This is a genomic window from Dysgonomonas sp. HDW5B (assembly GCF_011299335.1).
Lineage (GTDB): Bacteria > Bacteroidota > Bacteroidia > Bacteroidales > Dysgonomonadaceae > Dysgonomonas_A.
Genome location: NZ_CP049858.1, coordinates 1467326 through 1482900, shown reverse-complemented (window position 1 = coordinate 1482900; position 15575 = coordinate 1467326). Strand labels below are relative to the sequence as shown.

The following is a 15575-nucleotide window of genomic DNA, read 5'->3' as shown; positions in this document are numbered from 1 at the left end:
GGACTTGTGACTATTTATTAAATAAAGTATCCATAAATTCATGACCGACCAAAATACCAAAGTCTCCTTTTGCAGACTCAAATTCGTCATATACCTGTACATCGTCTGCTTCTCCATTTGATCTGTAGATAAGAAATGGAACAGGCTTGTTGGTATGTGTACGCAGATGGCAAGGGGTAGGGTGGTCGGGAAGAATAGCTATTGTTACAGGTTCAGCCCAATCTTTAGTAGCCTCATAAATAGTTTTTACCACACGAGAATCAAGATACTCTATTGTTTTTTTCTTTAATTCGTAATCGCCTTCATGACCTGCTTCGTCACTGGCTTCGATATGTAAATATACAAAATCGTCATTCTTTAGAGCATCTATAGCAGCCTGAGCTTTACCTTCGTAGTTGGTATCATATAATCCGGTTGCACCTTCTACATGAATCAGCTTCAAACCGGCGTATTTACCGATTCCCATAATTAAATCGACTGCCGATATTACCGATCCGCTTTTTATACCGTAAAGTTCTTGCAAAGTCTGCATTTTGGGTCTATACCCAGGCGACCAAGGCCAGATGCTGTTAGCAGGGTCTTTGCCTTCTGCAATGCGTTTCTTATTAATAGGATGATCTTTCAGTAATTCCTGAGATTTCAGTATTAATCCATTCAGATATTTAGCAGTTTCCTCTGCATCGGGAGTTGTAGCTTTAATCAGTACATCTTCAAAAGGAGTGCCAATTACATCATGTGGAGCCGTGCAATCCAGATTCTTATTTCCATCCTTTATTTTCAATAGATGGCGATACGATACTCCCGGATAAAAACTGGCAATATCATCGCCTAGTTCTTTTTCCAGAAAATGGATTAATTCAGCAGCTTCTTCCGTCGAAATATGTCCGGCAGAGTGGTTTTTGATCTTGCCATCTTCAATACAGATAACATTACATCTCATAGCCATTTCTCCGGGAGCAATATCTACATCCATGCTGGCAGCTTCCAAAGAACCACGCCCTTCAAAAACAAGTGGAACATTGTATCCAAGTACCGATAGATTGGCAATTTCGCTACCGGGTTTAAATCCAGCAGGTATTGTATCCAATAATCCGCTTTTTCCTTTAGCCGCAAGCAAATCAATGTATGGTTTATGTGCAGCCTGTAATGGAGTTTTATTACCTAAAGCTTCGATTGGCTCATCGGCCATTCCGTCTCCTAAAATTATAATTGTCTTCATGCTTTAATCCTAAATTGCAATCCTTAAATTTTCATCTCTGTTTCTAGTAAAGCACTAAAATATACAAAATATTTTAAAGAAGGTTGCTTTTATGTTTTATTGTCACTCTTTTTTATCAAAGAGCTATCAATAAGAAAATTTAACCAGTAGCTTCGTTATTTGAAAAAAGGAAGTTACACAAGGTGACAAAAGTAGATTACATTTTACTTGAAGGAGTATATTTTTGTCATTTTTGTAGATTGCTTATTATCAGTGTTAAAGATTGAAAAACATTACAAACATTACAAAAGTGACAACTTTTTCCAGCCTTTTCTTATGTCACTTTTTAGTTGTCTCGGCAAAGATATTATCTGTTGATTTAATTAGCTCCATAACCTTAAATTTAGTCATAATACTTTCTTTTATAGATAAAAGGTTCTTTTTTCTAACGCACCCTTTGGGTTTGTTTTTCATTTTGCCTTGATGCAAAACGAAACAAAAGATCAAGACTGTGCCTTTTGCCCGACCCGCTAAGGACTCGAAAGCTAAAACAAAAGAAAACATTTAACGATAAAATCCTTTTGTTTCTTAACGCTTTCTTCACCCTGCGGGTACCCCGTGCAACCGGCAAGGTCGGCGAGCCTGACGGACAAAAGCCATTTGCAGGCGTCAGCCCCAGTGCATCAGAGGCACAGCCGTTGGCTGACAAGCAAAGCAGGCGTAAAACTAAACATGCCGAAAGGCAATAAGTTTAGTTTAGCCTGCAAGCTTTAGGTCAGGCAGGCGAGCCACACAGCACAAAGCCTTTTTGATTCCTTTTGCGGCTTTGGGCAAAAGGAATACAAGCAATCTTCGATTGTGCGTAGTAAAATAAATGTTAGAAAATAGAACATTTATTTTCAGCGACTAATTCGTGTTTTTATAGGGATACGAGAAAATTATTTTCAGTCGAAAGAATTAAATCTTATCTTTGGTTTCAAAATAAATATAGAAAATATGGCTCTAACTATCGGAGATAAAATACCTGAGATTTTAGGTACAGATCAGGCGGGAAAAGAAGTAAAAACGAGTGACTTTAAAGGTCAGAAATTCATTTTGTATTTCTATCCCAAAGATAATACCCCCGGATGTACAGCCGAAGCCTGTAACTTCAGAGATAACTTCTATGAATTGCGTAAGGCTGGTTACGAAATTGTAGGGGTGAGTGTGGATGACGAAAAATCGCATATCAAGTTTATCGAAAAATATGAACTTCCTTTTCCTTTGATTTCGGACAAAGACAAAGTTTTAGTTGAAGAATTTGGAATATGGGCGGAAAAAACTTTAGCAGGTAAGAAATATATGGGTACCTTGCGTTCTACATTTTTGATTGACGAAAATGGTGTGATCGAACAAGTCTTTACTCCTAAAGAAATCAAAGCTAAGGAGCATGCCGAGCAGATATTGGATTGGTTAACAGAGCTAAAAAACAAAAACAAAAAATAATAATGGCTGACGAAAAAGAAAAAGCAAAAAAAGATGTTGCAGCACCCAATAGCGATAAGCTAAAGGCTTTACAGGCAGCAATGGATAAGATTGAGAAGAGTTACGGCAAAGGCTCAATCATGAAGTTGGGAGACGAAAAAATAGAAGATATAGCTGTAATACCAACAGGTTCAATCGGATTAAATGCGGCGTTAGGCGTAGGAGGTTTTCCTCGCGGACGTGTTATCGAAATATATGGTCCCGAATCATCAGGTAAAACAACATTAGCAATTCATGCTATTGCCGAAGCTCAAAAAGCGGGTGGCATAGCTGCATTTGTGGATGCAGAGCATGCTTTCGACCGTTTTTATGCCGAAAAACTGGGTGTTGATATAGGTAACTTACTTATTTCTCAACCGGATAATGGAGAGCAAGCATTGGAAATCGCAGAACAATTGATCAGATCATCGGCAATTGATATTGTTGTGATTGACTCGGTTGCAGCACTTACTCCAAAAGCTGAATTAGAAGGAGATATGGGTGATTCTAAAATGGGACTTCAAGCCCGTTTGATGTCACAAGCACTTCGTAAACTAACGGCTGCAATCAATAAAACAAATACAACCTGTATATTTATCAACCAGTTGCGTGATAAAATCGGCGTGATGTTTGGTAACCCAGAAACTACAACGGGTGGTAATGCTTTGAAATTTTACGCTTCTGTTCGTCTTGATATTCGCCGTATAGGTCAATTGAAAGACGGAGAAGAGGTTAAAGGTAGCCAGACTCGTGTGAAGGTGGTGAAAAATAAAGTGGCACCTCCTTTCCGTAAAGCTGAATTCGATATTATGTACGGTGAAGGTATTTCACGTGCAGGAGAAATTATCGACTTAGGCTCGGATTTAGGTATCATCAAGAAAAGCGGATCGTGGTACAGTTATAACGAAACAAAACTGGGACAAGGCCGTGAAGCAGCTAAAGATATGATGAGAGATAATCCCGAATTGGCAGATGAACTGGAACAATTGATTTTTGCAGCATTGAAAGCAAAATAAAGTCTCAAGACTATTAATAAAAGGCTAAGACTTTAGATATTGGCAGTGTCTTAAATAATGAGTAAATGAAAAGCTACAGGTTGTAAAACTTGTAGCTTTTTTATTTATAGATATAATGAGCCTATAAAAGAAAAATTCTCTCAAATTCCCCCGTTTTTTGGGGGGAGATTTGAAAGAATCTATATGATAAAAATTCAACGTTGTAGTTGATGCTTACACAAAAGTATGAATAATACCTTTGTATAATGGAAATCTCTGACCTAGATATTTTCCAATTCAGATATAATGTCTTTAGTGATTTGTTGGAATTCGTCTTCCGATAACTTTAATCTGGGATTAGACAAGTTCATATCTCTCTCGGCATTAATGGGTATTAAATGTATGTGTGCGTGAGGAACTTCCATTCCTATTACCATGAGTCCTATTCGTTTACAAGGTACTGCCCTTTGTATGGCTTTGGCTATTTTCTTACTATACACAATCATTTCAGATAATACATCATCATCCAAGTCAAAAAGATAATCTGTCTCATGTTTGGGTATAACCAATACATGTCCTTTAGCCATCGGTCTGATGTCTAAAAAAGCAAAGAAATTGTCGTTTTCGGCAATCTTATAACATGGTATTTCACCTTTTATTATTTTACTGAAAATAGTCGCCATCTTAGCTCTTTTTGAATTAATGTAAATAATTATTGATACTCATAATAGACTCAGGCTTTTATAATTGCCTAACTAACAAAAAGGTCTGAGACCTTAAATAGATATATCAATAATTTCAAAAGATACCATTCCGTTAGGTACTTTTATTTCTGCAATCTCACCTACCTTTTTACCCATTAAACCTTGAGCAATGGGAGTATTGATGGCAATTTTATTCTCCTTCAGATTCGCTTCACTTTCGGCAACCAACATATAAGTCATTTGTTGATTGTTTTTGGTGTTTTTTATTGTAACCTTATTTAGAATCTGTACAGAATCTATGCCAATAGAGCTCTTATCTATCAGTCTAGCATTAGCTAATAGATTTTTCAGTTGTCCGATTTTAGCTTCAAGTAAGCCTTGAGCTTCTTTTGCTGCATCATATTCAGCATTCTCCGAAAGATCGCCTTTATCGCGAGCCTCTCCGATTTGTTTAGAGATTTTAGGTCTTTCCACTGTTTCCAATAAGTTGATGTCTTCTTTCAACTTGTCGTAACCTTCTGCGGTCATGTAAGTAACAGCCATAGCAAAATGTTAATTAAAGATTAGTACTTTTTATAAGAGATAAAAAGAAAAAGAATCCTTGTCGTATAGACCAGAACTCCTTTTCTTTTTATGCTTGATGCAAATATATACTTAAATTTCGGACAAAACAAAATCCTATCCAATAATTATAATAATTTTTGGATTTCAGACTCGATATTTTCTCCTGGTAATAAGCGTTTTACAATTTCACCATTACGGTTAATTAATAGTAGAGAGGGAAGAGCTTGTACATTAAACTTCGAAATCAGATCTGAGTTCAAAGACTTGTTCTCATGCACTGCAACCCAAGGAATATTGGCTGCTGAGTTTTTCCAGAAATGCACATCTGTATCGAATGACACCTGATATATTTCGAAGTCCGGTTTAAATTTATTGTATAATTTATTCAATACAATATTATGCTCCGGTGATTTTTCCGATTGATATACAGTAAAATCTAATAGAACTACTTTTCCTTTTAATGAGGTCAGGTTTACCGGAGTACCATTTACATCGGGTAATTCAATATTATAATATTTAGCAGCGTCAATTTCATTGGCGTTATTTATATCGAAGGGTTGCTTTTCGCTTTGTCTGCGTACTTTAATTGCATTCAGCGTATAGTCATGCAGGTGCTTTGCTCGTGGCGAATCAGGGTAATTCAGATCCCAGGCAGTTGCCACAGCAGCGAAAGGTTTATAATCAGATTTATCGTAAGGGTCAAAAAATAGATAGCCTTTTACTTTTTGAAATAAGGCGAAGTAAGAAGCCGGATTTTTAGTATCCGCAAAAATAATTTTCAAAGCAGTATCTTTATATTCAGATGCAATAGTTTGTATTTGACTGAAATATTCCTGCTCGTTAACTTCTTTATTGCTGAATTTCCGTTGAAGTTCGTCTAAAGCCTGACTTGCTTTGTATTGAGCCAAAGTGATCGCCTTTAGTTGAAGATTTGCTTCTGATCCTTCTACATTATACTCAGTGCCAAAATTCTTTTCAGAAGCATTAACCTTGATTGTTTCAGTAGAGTCGATAACCAAATTTATTACCTGCCCGTTTAAACGCAGGACATAAAATTCAGGATAAGGAGTAGATGTTCCTTTGAATTTAAACTCTCCTTTTGTACCTGGCTTTATTGAATCAAGTAGGGTTGTTTGGCTCAATTCACGTTTCTCTAAATAGAGCATGGTGCTATCTGTAGCATCAGAGATCTTGCCTTCGATAACAAATTTAGGTCCTTTGTCAGAGCACGAAACAAGGGCACATAAAACAAAAATGGGAAATAGATTTCGGAACATCTTCATAATAAATAGTATTAAATATTTATTGTTTTTTATTTGTAATGATAGATATACTTTATATCTCTGTAAAGGTGACCAAAGCAAACAGCCTGTACACTCAAAGACTATAAAAAGGTCAAAGACCTTAAATAAAATTTTGTGCAAATATATGAATAAAAAATACTAAACAATTACTATTCTTTTGTTATATAAGATACGAATCTATATATTTGTACCTCAATATGAAGGTAAAATATCACAACATATTAGTTTTATTTCTGGCTGCAATAGTTTTTTTTGTTGGAGCCGGAGTTACTGTTGTTGACCTTTGTTGTTCAAAATGTGTTGACAATGTAATGTCCATGCAGCTTCATCCCGACGATTGTTCGATGGCTGAAATGAAGATAAAATCTCCTTCGTGTTGCTCTCTGGAAGATCATTCGATGAATCATTCTGAAGAGAGTGCTTTATGTATGAGTGGTCATACAGGTAAATGTTGCGAAGCCAAACGTGTTTCGATAGATCTTGATCGCTCGGTTTACCTGCCAAGCCTCTTGCATGCAATGGTTTGGACTATAGTTCCTACTTTTATTTCTAACTTCTATTTGATTTCGGATACTAACGAACCTCTTATTGCAGGTGAAGCCAGAGATCCGATCCCAATTCCTCCGCGAAACTATCTGAGTCTGATCAGAGTTCTTATTATTTGATTTTTGTTGGCGATGCAATTTTTTGTTGTGCGGGTAATCAGTTTATCCTGTGCAGCGATTATTTTGTATTATATACTTTCGTGTTATAACCAACCAGGTTGTATTGCTAAACAAAACAATAAAGGTCGAAGACCGTATCAAACAAATAAGAATTCGATGGAAAAGTTTAAACTAATTATATTATTACTGTTCATACCTATCTTCACTTTTGCTTCTCAAAAGTTGAAAGGGTACGTATATGCACCCGATAAAACCCCTATAATAGGAGCTCAAGTACAGTGGGAAAATGCAAAATCGGGCGTTGTTACAGATGAGAACGGTTATTTCGAAATAGATGGTTCTCCTCAAAAAGATCATATGTTATGCGTATCTTATATCGGATATACGCATAGCGTGACACACATCCATAGTTATAAAGATCTTCAAAATATTGTACTCAATGAAAGTACGGAACTGGGAGAGGTGGTAGTAACTAAAGCGGTGTCGGGGCGAATAAGTTCCCGTACCGATTTACTGAAAACCGAGAAGTTGACAGTAAAAGAACTAACTCGTGCAGCATGTTGTAATCTGGGAGAAAGTTTCGAGACCAATCCCTCGGTAGATGTTGTGTATAGCGATGCTGTAACAGGAGCAAAGCAAATTCAGTTATTGGGTATCTCTGGAAATTATGTGCAGATGATGACCGAAAATTTCCCCAATTTCAGAGGTGCAGCCAAAACCTATGGTCTTGACTATATACCCGGTCCATGGATGGAGGGTGTCCAGATATCAAAAGGTGCAGCTTCTGTGAAAAATGGTTATGAATCGATCTCGGGACAGGTAAATGTAGATTACAAGAAACCAACAACAGCCGATCCGTTAAGCCTTAATTTATTTTTAGGAGACGTTGGTCGGGTTGAAGGTAACGCAGATGCAGCAATAGCTGTAAATGACAAGCTATCAACCGGTCTTTTTCTACACTATTCGAATGAAAAAAGAAGTCATGATGCCAATAATGATGGTTTTTTGGATATGCCTAAAAAGCACCAGTTTAATATAATGAACAGGTGGCATTATCAGACCGATAAGTTTATATCTCAAACAGGCATAAAGTTTTTAAACGATGAGCGTATAAGTGGACAAGATACTCATACAATGGGAAGTGGAGCAATGCACGATCCTTATCAAATATTTAACTATACGAACAGAGGTGAATTTTTTACGAAAAACGGTTATGTGATAGATGCAGAAAAGAACGAAAGTGTAGCCTTAATAGTATCGGGGTCATATCACGATCAGAAATCTCGTTTCTCAAATGTGAGTCGTTATAACCTGTATGAGAGCAATGTATATGCATCTTTGATGTATGAGAAAGATTTTTCTCCCATGCATAAGATAAGCACGGGTTTAAGTTATAACTGGGATAATTTTGCCCAGTCTTATGATATACCTCAATTGGTTTCAGGTAAACAGCCCGATATGGAAGCGGTAACGGGAGCTTATGCTCAATATACGTTGAACCTGAATGATAAATTGACCGTACTAGCCGGATTAAGAGCCGATTATAGCTCTTTGTATAATTGGTTTGTAACACCCCGATTACATGTTAAATACAATGTAAGCCCCAGTTTATATTTCAGAGCATCAGCAGGAAAAGGGTATCGTTCGGTTTTCGTTCTTGCAGAGAATAGTTATTTATTGGCAAGTAGCAGAACTTTTAATATTGCCGACAACCTGAAACAAGAGAGTGCCTGGAACTATGGTCTTAGCGGAACATATCATATTCCTATAAATGGTGAGGAACTGACTTTTTCAGCAGAATGGTTTTATACTGATTTTTCAAGACAAGTAATAATGGATATGGAAGCCGACCCACATGCTGTTAGCTTTTATAATCTTAACGGGAAATCTCATGCTCATGTAGTGCAACTTGAAGCTACATACCCGGTGTTTAAGGGTTTTAATCTTTTGGCTTCATACCGATGGATGAATACTAAAGTAAATTATGGAGGTAAAGAGTTACAGAAACCCTTGGTGAGTGATTACAAGGCTCTATTAACGGCCTCATATGAAACTCCTTTGAGAAAGTGGCAATTCGACTTGACATCGCAATTTAATGGTGGAGGGCGTATGCCAACTCCTGATGCGGAAAATCCTCTATGGAACAATAGATTCAAATCTTTTGTTATAATGAATGCTCAGATTACGAAATTTTTCCGAACTTGGAGTGTGTATGCTGGAGGGGAAAATCTTACTGATTTTATACAAAAAAATCCAATAATATCGCCCGAAAACCCATATAGCCCCGACTTCGATGCTACGATGGCATGGGGACCGACACAGGGACGTCGATTTTATGTAGGATTTAGATATAATATTGGCAAGTAAGGTCTGAGACCTTAATATCTTTATATTATAATGAATGTTTAGGATTACCTGAAAATTAAATAAATTAGAAATATGAAAGCGAAGATTGTATTAATTGTTATGTTGTGTTTAGCATCCTTGAGTTTTAGTTCATATGCTCAAGATAAGAAAGACAAGAATGCAGATAAGAAAGAAGTTACATTTGATGTATCTATGACATGTGACAATTGTAAGAAAAGAATCGAAAAGAATATTGCTTTCGAGAAAGGTGTCACTGATATGCAAGTCGATCTTCCGGCTAAGACTGTAATGGTTGTTTATCATGCTAATAAAACTAATTTGGAGAAACTTCAGAAGGCGATTGAAAAACTAGGCTATGAAGTGAAGGTGCATGAGCCCGCTGAGTAATTAGCGATGCTTATTAGTGTATAACATAAATAGAGACGCAAATTTTGCGTCTCTATTTATGTTATTATCGAAAGAATTTAGGGATATTTTAAATAATAATATCTATTGTTGCTTAATTAGCAAAGCAGAAAACAACCCCTTAGATTTTATTTGTTTTTATGAGCCTTCAATAAATCCTCCAACTGAATAAGCTCGTCCCGGTATTGGGCAGCTTCGAGGAAGTCGAGTTTCTTGGCGGCCTCGGTCATATGTTTCTTTGTTTTGGCAATTGCAGCTTTTAAATCAGTGTCCGAAATATAGCCGGCTTTAGCTTCCGCAGCAATGTTTAAATGAGTTGGTTCGATATATGGCTTGGGTTCGTTATCTGTGCCTTTACCTCCCAATGCAGAGCCTCTGGCTTTCTTAATCTGTTGTGGTGTAATTCCATGCTTCTCGTTATAAGCAAGCTGTATTTCACGGCGACGGTTTGTTTCATCTATTGTCAACTGCATACTGTTGGTTATTCTGTCTGCATAGAAAATAACCTTTCCATTGACATTACGGGCAGCACGCCCAACTGTCTGAGTAAGGGATCTGTGAGATCGAAGAAAGCCTTCCTTGTCCGCATCCAAGATGGCTACAAGAGACACTTCAGGTAAGTCAAGCCCTTCACGAAGGAGGTTTACCCCGATCAGAACATCAAAGACACCGCTTCGTAAATCATCCATGATTTGTACACGATCCAGAGTGTCTACATCCGAGTGTATGTAATTACATTTTACACCGTTGTTAGCCAGATAAGTAGTTAGCTCTTCTGCCATACGTTTCGTAAGTGTAGTAACTAAAGTACGTTCGTCCTTATCCACACGTATCTGTATTTCTTCCATCAGATCATCAATCTGATTCAAACTTGGGCGTATATCAATAGGAGGATCAAGTAGTCCTGTAGGTCGAATCAACTGTTCAACAACTACACCCTCCGATTGAATCAATTCATAATCAGCAGGAGTTGCACTTACGTATATTATTTGCTTAACAAGTGACTCGAACTCTTCGAATTTTAAAGGTCGATTGTCAATTGCAGCAGGTAGACGGAAACCATATTCAACCAGATTTTCTTTTCGGGAATGATCACCTCCATACATCGCACGTATCTGCGGTAGGGTAACGTGACTCTCATCTATTACAACCAAATAATCGTCAGGGAAGAAGTCTAAAAGGCAGAAAGGACGAGTTCCGGGAGGTCGATTATCAAAATAGCGTGAATAGTTTTCTATACCCGAACAGTGTCCTATTTCACGAATCATTTCTAAATCGTATGTCACCCTTTCATAAAGACGTTTAGCCTCTAAAGGCTTTCCTATCGATTGAAAGAAATCAACTTGTTTACCGAGGTCTATTGAAATCTCGTCTATAGCCCTGTGTATTCTCTCTTTGGTTGTTACAAATAGATTTGCAGGGTAGATACGGTATTCTTCGAATCTTTCTATTCTCGATCCTGTAAGAGGGTCGATGCTCTCGATACTCTCTATTTCATCATCCCAGAACATGACGCGGATAATGGTTTCTGCATAAGCCAGAAATATATCAACAGTATCTCCTTTTACCCTGAAATTACCATGCGAAAATTCAACTTCGTTTCGAGAATACAAACAATCAACTAAATCTCGTAGAAACTTATCTCTAACCAGTTTTTTACCTTTTTCGATAAGTATTGTATTATTTGCAAAATCCTCAGGATTTCCCATACCATACAAGCAGGATACTGACGATATTACGATAACATCTTTCCGTCCCGATAATAGAGCCGAGGTTGTCGCCAATCGTAGTTTCTCTATCTCATCATTGATCGATAAGTCTTTCTCTATATAGGTATTCGTAGAAGGAATATAAGCTTCGGGTTGATAATAGTCATAATATGAAACAAAATATTCCACGGAGTTTTCAGGGAAAAACCCCTTGAACTCACTATATAACTGAGCAGCCAGAGTTTTATTATGGCTGAGTATCAATGTCGGTCTTTGAACCTGTTGGATAACATTGGCTATGGTAAATGTTTTTCCCGACCCAGTAACCCCTAATAGGGTTTGGTGGGGAATATCACCGTTAATACCTTCCACCAATGCTTTTATAGCTGTGGGTTGGTCTCCGGTAGGTTTATATGCTGAGGTAATTTTAAAATCCATGATTGATCTAAAAAATAGTGTACAAGTAAAAAGTGCTAGTTTACTTTAGTTATTACAAATATAGCTATAAATAAAAACGAAAGACAGTATGAATAGTTCATACTGTCTTTATTTATAAAAAATATTTTCTTTCTATTTAGAATACAAGAGTCAATATCCAATATACAAACCCTGCCATAAGAGCACTCACCGGAATGGTTATAATCCATGCTACCAATAAATCTTTGGTAACTCCCCATCTAACGGCTGATAGTCTTTTAACAGCACCTACTCCCATGATACTACCTGTAATAACGTGAGTTGTACTTACAGGAATGTGTAGCATTTCGGAGATGAATAAAGTGATAGAACCTGCTGTTTGAGCACAAAATCCTTCAACAGGAGTAATCTTTGTAATGCGGTTACCCATTGTCTTCATGATTTTCCAACCTCCTGACATAGTACCGATAGCAATAGCCGAGAAGCATACCAATGGAATCCAGTCATGCATCTCGTTCATGTCCGACATCTCCATCCAATGAGGAAGACCGGGGATGCCTTGATTGGCAATAAGTGCAGCGGCTATAATACCCATTACTTTTTGAGAGTCATTCAGTCCGTGACCGATACTCAGCAAAGCAGATGATACAAGTTGTAAACCTTTAAACCACCTGTCGGCTTTGCCCGGTTTGACTTTCTTCATCGCATGCAAAGTGATTATTGTAATTATATTACCTCCAATCATACCGATTAAAGGAGCTACAACGATAAACAATGCAATTACCCCAACAGTATCTAAGTGTACAGCTTTAAGGCCTCCTCCTGCAATAGCAGCACCAGCAAACCCACCAATTAGCGTATGCGAAGATGAAGACGGTATCCCTAACCACCATGTAATCAGATTCCAGGTGATTGCTGCAACCAATCCTGCTATAATAACATGCGATGGTGATGCAATATTGGATAAATCTACAGTTTTAGCAACTGTATTTGCAATACCGAATCCTCCAATAATATGTTTGGCGATAAAATAGGCTACGAAGTTGAAAAATGCAGCCCAGACAACGGCTTGAGTGGGGGTGAGTACTTTAGTTGACACTACTGTTGCAATTGAATTTGCAGCATCGTGAAAACCATTTATATAATCAAAAATAATAGCAAGAACAATAATAATAATTAATAGCGTCATCGATTTGCTTTATTTTATGAGTATTTGATGATGATAGTCTTTATTATTTTACCGACAGCCTCTTGTGTGTCAGTTGCTTTTTCAAGCTCATGTAGAATATCCTTCAGCTTTATTACTTCAATAGCGTCTTTTTCGTTTTCGAAAAGGTCAATCAGAAAATGTTCGTATACATCATCCGCTTTAGACTCTATTTCATGTAATTTATTACAATACTCTCTAACCTTTGTGGGGTTTTTCTTCAATACATCCAGTTCATCGATAGCTTTTGTCAGGAACTCTGCCGATTCACGAACCAAGTGAGCCAGTAGCTTAGCACTTTCGGGCATTACTTTCGGACTGTAAAGCATGATTCTTTTAGCACAGCTATTAATGTGATCAATCACATCATCCAGTCTGCTCGACAGTGTATTTATATCTTCTCTGTCGAATGGAGTAATAAACGTGTTGTTTAACTCTTCAAAAATCTTCGCTTGGAGTTTATCTCCGCGACGTTCCTGATCTTTTACTTTTTTGTATAACTCAACTGCTTCTTCGTGATTTTTTGCTTGTACACATCCAATAATCAAATCAGAAGCCGTTAGGATAACATCAGCCATTTGGCTGAGGAGCGGAAAGAATTTGTTTTCTTTTGGAACAAATCTGTCGAATAAGTTATTCTTCATATGTTTATTTAACCTGTAAGTCTAGATATTGGTTTTGAACATTTTGCTGCAAAGATATAGTAAAAAAACAAAAAGTTAACCTTTTTTTAACATTAAAAAGTGAACAATTTGAACATTGCGACAATCTATTTGCTTATTAGCTAAGCTAGATAAAGTTCCATATCTAACATTTCAAAGTAATAACTATCAATTGTTATTCTATTTGTCAAAGCAATAAAAAGGTCTGAGACCTTAAGAATATGTATTTAATTTTTTCTTTAAGGTATTTACGGGGTATAGCACTATTAAAAAGCCTATGAGACTGACTGTGAAGAAAATAAAGAGGATATCTGAGGCCAAAACCGAAACGGGATATGCATCAACAACAAAGGTTCCCGGTGTTTGACCTAGCTTCAGCAGTCCAAAATGTTCTTGCAAAAGGCAAAGAGTTAATCCCAGAATAAGTCCTGTAATAGCACCCGTCATCGAGATAAGCCAGCCTTCGATAAGGAATATACGTGATATAAGTTTGTTGTTGGCTCCCATATTCTGTAATATTTTAATGTCGTCATGTTTATCGACGATCAGCATAGATAGTGATCCGACAACATTAAATACAGCAATAATGAGAATAAAGGCGAGAATAAGAAATGTAACCCATTTCTCTATATTTACCATTCTGAATGAATCGGCTTGTTGTTCAAATCTGTTTTTGACAATGTACTTATCTCCCAATATAGCTTGGATTTTTTTCTCGACTTGATCAACAGAAGCGTCTTCTTTCAATTTTATATCTAAGGATGAAACCTCTGTGTCATATCTGAATAGCTGGCGTGCCAAACTAAGAGATACGATTAGCATTTGTTCATCATATTTTGCCTGATTGAGCGAGAATATACCGGCAGGATAAGCGTACACTTGTGTGAAAGCGTTAGACGGATTTGCCAATTGTATTTTCACATCCCGTTTGGGTGAGTATATTTCTAAAGGAGTAATATTGTCTGCTCGTAATCCGAGATTCATAGCCAGCCCTACTCCTGCGACACAAAAATCGACATCACCCTCTTTTAATGCAAATGTACCATTGATGATAAATTTGTCGGTATCAGCCATCTTCTTGAAGTTATCGGATACACCTTTTATCAATACAGGGTCTTGCCTTTCTCCATATCTCACCAAAGCATTTTCTTCAATTGATTCTGAAACAACATCTATTTCGGGAAGTTGCCTCACCTTTTCGATGTTTGGATTAGACGGATCAAATACCTTGCCTTTTGTGGGTGATATTTGTAATGTAGGATCAATTACGCTAAAAGAATCTGATACGAGTTGGGTAAACCCGTTAAAAATAGAGAGTGTACATACCATTGCCAGCGTAGCAATAGCTATACCACATACCGAAATCATAGAAATCACATTAATGGCATTATGCGATTTCTTAGAGAATAGATATCGGCGAGCTATGTAAAAAGATAGATTCACTCTTCAGTTTCTTTCTTTCCTTCGGTGTTTAATAATTTGTCAATGTTCTCCAGGTAATCTAAGGAGTCATCAATATAAAATACTAGTTCGGGAATAATGCGTAGCTGCTTGCCTAAGCGTTGGCCTAAATCGTAGCGAATCGCTTTTACATTTGTTTTGATGTTGGCCAATAATTCTTTTCCTTTTTCTGAAGGAAAGATACTTAGGTAAGCTTTTGCGACACTTAAGTCGGGACTGATTCTTACTCCGCTTACCGATACCAATATACCGGGCATTGCTTTTGTTTGTAACAGAAAGATCTCACCTAATTCTTTTTGGATGAGTCTGTTTATCTTTTGTTGTCTGGTTGTTTCCATTATTATATGTATATCTTGAATATTCTGTTATTAACTAATGTTTATTGTTTGTTGCTCTTTTTGAGCTGTTGTATTT

The 15575-nt window shown here is 37.0% G+C and carries 15 protein-coding genes; 6 read left to right on the top strand and 9 right to left on the bottom strand.

What is annotated here, in order from left to right:
• Nucleotides 1-10 precede the first annotated feature (10 nt).
• Nucleotides 11-1219, bottom strand: a complete 1209-nt coding sequence (locus G7051_RS06080; protein WP_166199048.1) for a cofactor-independent phosphoglycerate mutase — start codon at nt 1217-1219, stop codon at nt 11-13.
• 497 nt (nt 1220-1716) lie between these two features.
• Between G7051_RS06080 and G7051_RS06075 the strand changes: the two genes are divergently transcribed.
• The 3 genes from G7051_RS06075 to recA all read left to right on the top strand — a co-directional run bounded on the left by G7051_RS06075 (nt 1717) and on the right by recA (nt 3717).
• The gene (locus tag G7051_RS06075) at nt 1717-1947 is read left to right on the top strand and encodes a hypothetical protein (RefSeq protein WP_166199047.1); all 231 of its coding nucleotides are present in this window, start codon (nt 1717-1719) and stop codon (nt 1945-1947) included.
• Nucleotides 1948-2194: 247 nt separating this feature from the next.
• A complete protein-coding gene (bcp, locus tag G7051_RS06070; protein WP_166112428.1) occupies nt 2195-2683 on the top strand; it encodes a thioredoxin-dependent thiol peroxidase in 489 nt (162 codons plus the stop codon).
• Between the two features lie 2 nt (nt 2684-2685).
• Complete coding sequence (gene recA, locus G7051_RS06065; protein WP_166199046.1) at nt 2686-3717, top strand: recombinase RecA; 1032 nt, start codon at nt 2686-2688, stop codon at nt 3715-3717.
• Nucleotides 3718-3977: 260 nt separating this feature from the next.
• Here recA and G7051_RS06060 read toward each other — a convergent pair whose 3' ends face one another.
• The 3 genes from G7051_RS06060 to G7051_RS06050 all read right to left on the bottom strand — a co-directional run bounded on the left by G7051_RS06060 (nt 3978) and on the right by G7051_RS06050 (nt 6247).
• A complete protein-coding gene (locus G7051_RS06060; protein ID WP_166199045.1) occupies nt 3978-4379 on the bottom strand; it encodes an HIT family protein in 402 nt (133 codons plus the stop codon).
• A 93-nt stretch (nt 4380-4472) separates the two neighbouring features.
• On the bottom strand, nt 4473-4943 hold the full coding sequence (greA, locus tag G7051_RS06055; protein WP_166112439.1) for a transcription elongation factor GreA: 471 nt from the start codon (nt 4941-4943) through the stop codon (nt 4473-4475).
• A gap of 146 nt (nt 4944-5089) precedes the next feature.
• Nucleotides 5090-6247: a thioredoxin-like domain-containing protein gene (locus tag G7051_RS06050; RefSeq protein ID WP_166199044.1), complete on the bottom strand. Its 1158-nt coding sequence runs from the start codon at nt 6245-6247 to the stop codon at nt 5090-5092.
• Nucleotides 6248-6465: 218 nt separating this feature from the next.
• On the opposite strand from G7051_RS06050, the gene G7051_RS06045 reads away from it, so the two are divergent.
• The 3 genes from G7051_RS06045 (at nt 6466) to G7051_RS06035 (ending at nt 9687) form a co-directional block, all read left to right on the top strand.
• Nucleotides 6466-6933 carry a hypothetical protein gene (locus G7051_RS06045; RefSeq protein WP_166199043.1) on the top strand — a complete coding sequence of 156 codons (468 nt, stop codon included), beginning with the start codon at nt 6466-6468 and terminating at the stop codon, nt 6931-6933.
• Nucleotides 6934-7089: 156 nt separating this feature from the next.
• A complete protein-coding gene (locus tag G7051_RS06040) occupies nt 7090-9300 on the top strand; it encodes a TonB-dependent receptor (RefSeq protein WP_166199042.1) in 2211 nt (736 codons plus the stop codon).
• A 72-nt stretch (nt 9301-9372) separates the two neighbouring features.
• Complete coding sequence (locus G7051_RS06035) at nt 9373-9687, top strand: heavy-metal-associated domain-containing protein (protein WP_166112451.1); 315 nt, start codon at nt 9373-9375, stop codon at nt 9685-9687.
• Nucleotides 9688-9833: 146 nt separating this feature from the next.
• On the opposite strand, the gene uvrB is transcribed toward G7051_RS06035, so the two are convergent.
• From uvrB to rbfA, 5 genes are all read right to left on the bottom strand, one after another.
• Nucleotides 9834-11852, bottom strand: coding sequence for an excinuclease ABC subunit UvrB (gene uvrB, locus G7051_RS06030; RefSeq protein ID WP_166199041.1), 2019 nt, complete (start codon nt 11850-11852; stop codon nt 9834-9836).
• A gap of 136 nt (nt 11853-11988) precedes the next feature.
• Entirely contained in the window at nt 11989-13020 is a 1032-nt protein-coding gene (locus G7051_RS06025; protein ID WP_166199040.1) for an inorganic phosphate transporter, read from the bottom strand.
• A gap of 14 nt (nt 13021-13034) precedes the next feature.
• Complete coding sequence (locus tag G7051_RS06020; protein WP_166112460.1) at nt 13035-13682, bottom strand: DUF47 domain-containing protein; 648 nt, start codon at nt 13680-13682, stop codon at nt 13035-13037.
• A 231-nt stretch (nt 13683-13913) separates the two neighbouring features.
• Nucleotides 13914-15143 carry an ABC transporter permease gene (locus G7051_RS06015; RefSeq protein ID WP_166199039.1) on the bottom strand — a complete coding sequence of 410 codons (1230 nt, stop codon included), beginning with the start codon at nt 15141-15143 and terminating at the stop codon, nt 13914-13916.
• Nucleotides 15140-15499: a 30S ribosome-binding factor RbfA gene (rbfA, locus tag G7051_RS06010; protein ID WP_166112466.1), complete on the bottom strand. Its 360-nt coding sequence runs from the start codon at nt 15497-15499 to the stop codon at nt 15140-15142. Before rbfA ends, G7051_RS06015 begins: the two co-directional genes overlap by 4 nt.
• Between the last annotated feature and the right edge of the window lie 76 nt (nt 15500-15575).

Bases quoted from the DNA above. Each gene is read 5' to 3' on its own strand.
- G7051_RS06080 (WP_166199048.1), bottom strand. From the start codon at position 1,219: ATGAAGACAATTATAATTTTAGGAGACGGAATGGCCGATGAGCCAATC.
- G7051_RS06025 (WP_166199040.1), bottom strand. From the start codon at position 13,020: ATGACGCTATTAATTATTATTATTGTTCTTGCTATTATTTTTGATTAT.
- G7051_RS06045 (WP_166199043.1), top strand. From the start codon at position 6,466: ATGAAGGTAAAATATCACAACATATTAGTTTTATTTCTGGCTGCAATA.
- uvrB (WP_166199041.1), bottom strand. From the start codon at position 11,852: ATGGATTTTAAAATTACCTCAGCATATAAACCTACCGGAGACCAACCC.
- recA (WP_166199046.1), top strand. From the start codon at position 2,686: ATGGCTGACGAAAAAGAAAAAGCAAAAAAAGATGTTGCAGCACCCAAT.
- G7051_RS06060 (WP_166199045.1), bottom strand. From the start codon at position 4,379: ATGGCGACTATTTTCAGTAAAATAATAAAAGGTGAAATACCATGTTAT.
- rbfA (WP_166112466.1), bottom strand. From the start codon at position 15,499: ATGGAAACAACCAGACAACAAAAGATAAACAGACTCATCCAAAAAGAA.
- bcp (WP_166112428.1), top strand. From the start codon at position 2,195: ATGGCTCTAACTATCGGAGATAAAATACCTGAGATTTTAGGTACAGAT.
- greA (WP_166112439.1), bottom strand. From the start codon at position 4,943: ATGGCTGTTACTTACATGACCGCAGAAGGTTACGACAAGTTGAAAGAA.
- G7051_RS06020 (WP_166112460.1), bottom strand. From the start codon at position 13,682: ATGAAGAATAACTTATTCGACAGATTTGTTCCAAAAGAAAACAAATTC.
- G7051_RS06035 (WP_166112451.1), top strand. From the start codon at position 9,373: ATGAAAGCGAAGATTGTATTAATTGTTATGTTGTGTTTAGCATCCTTG.
- G7051_RS06050 (WP_166199044.1), bottom strand. From the start codon at position 6,247: ATGAAGATGTTCCGAAATCTATTTCCCATTTTTGTTTTATGTGCCCTT.
- G7051_RS06040 (WP_166199042.1), top strand. From the start codon at position 7,090: ATGGAAAAGTTTAAACTAATTATATTATTACTGTTCATACCTATCTTC.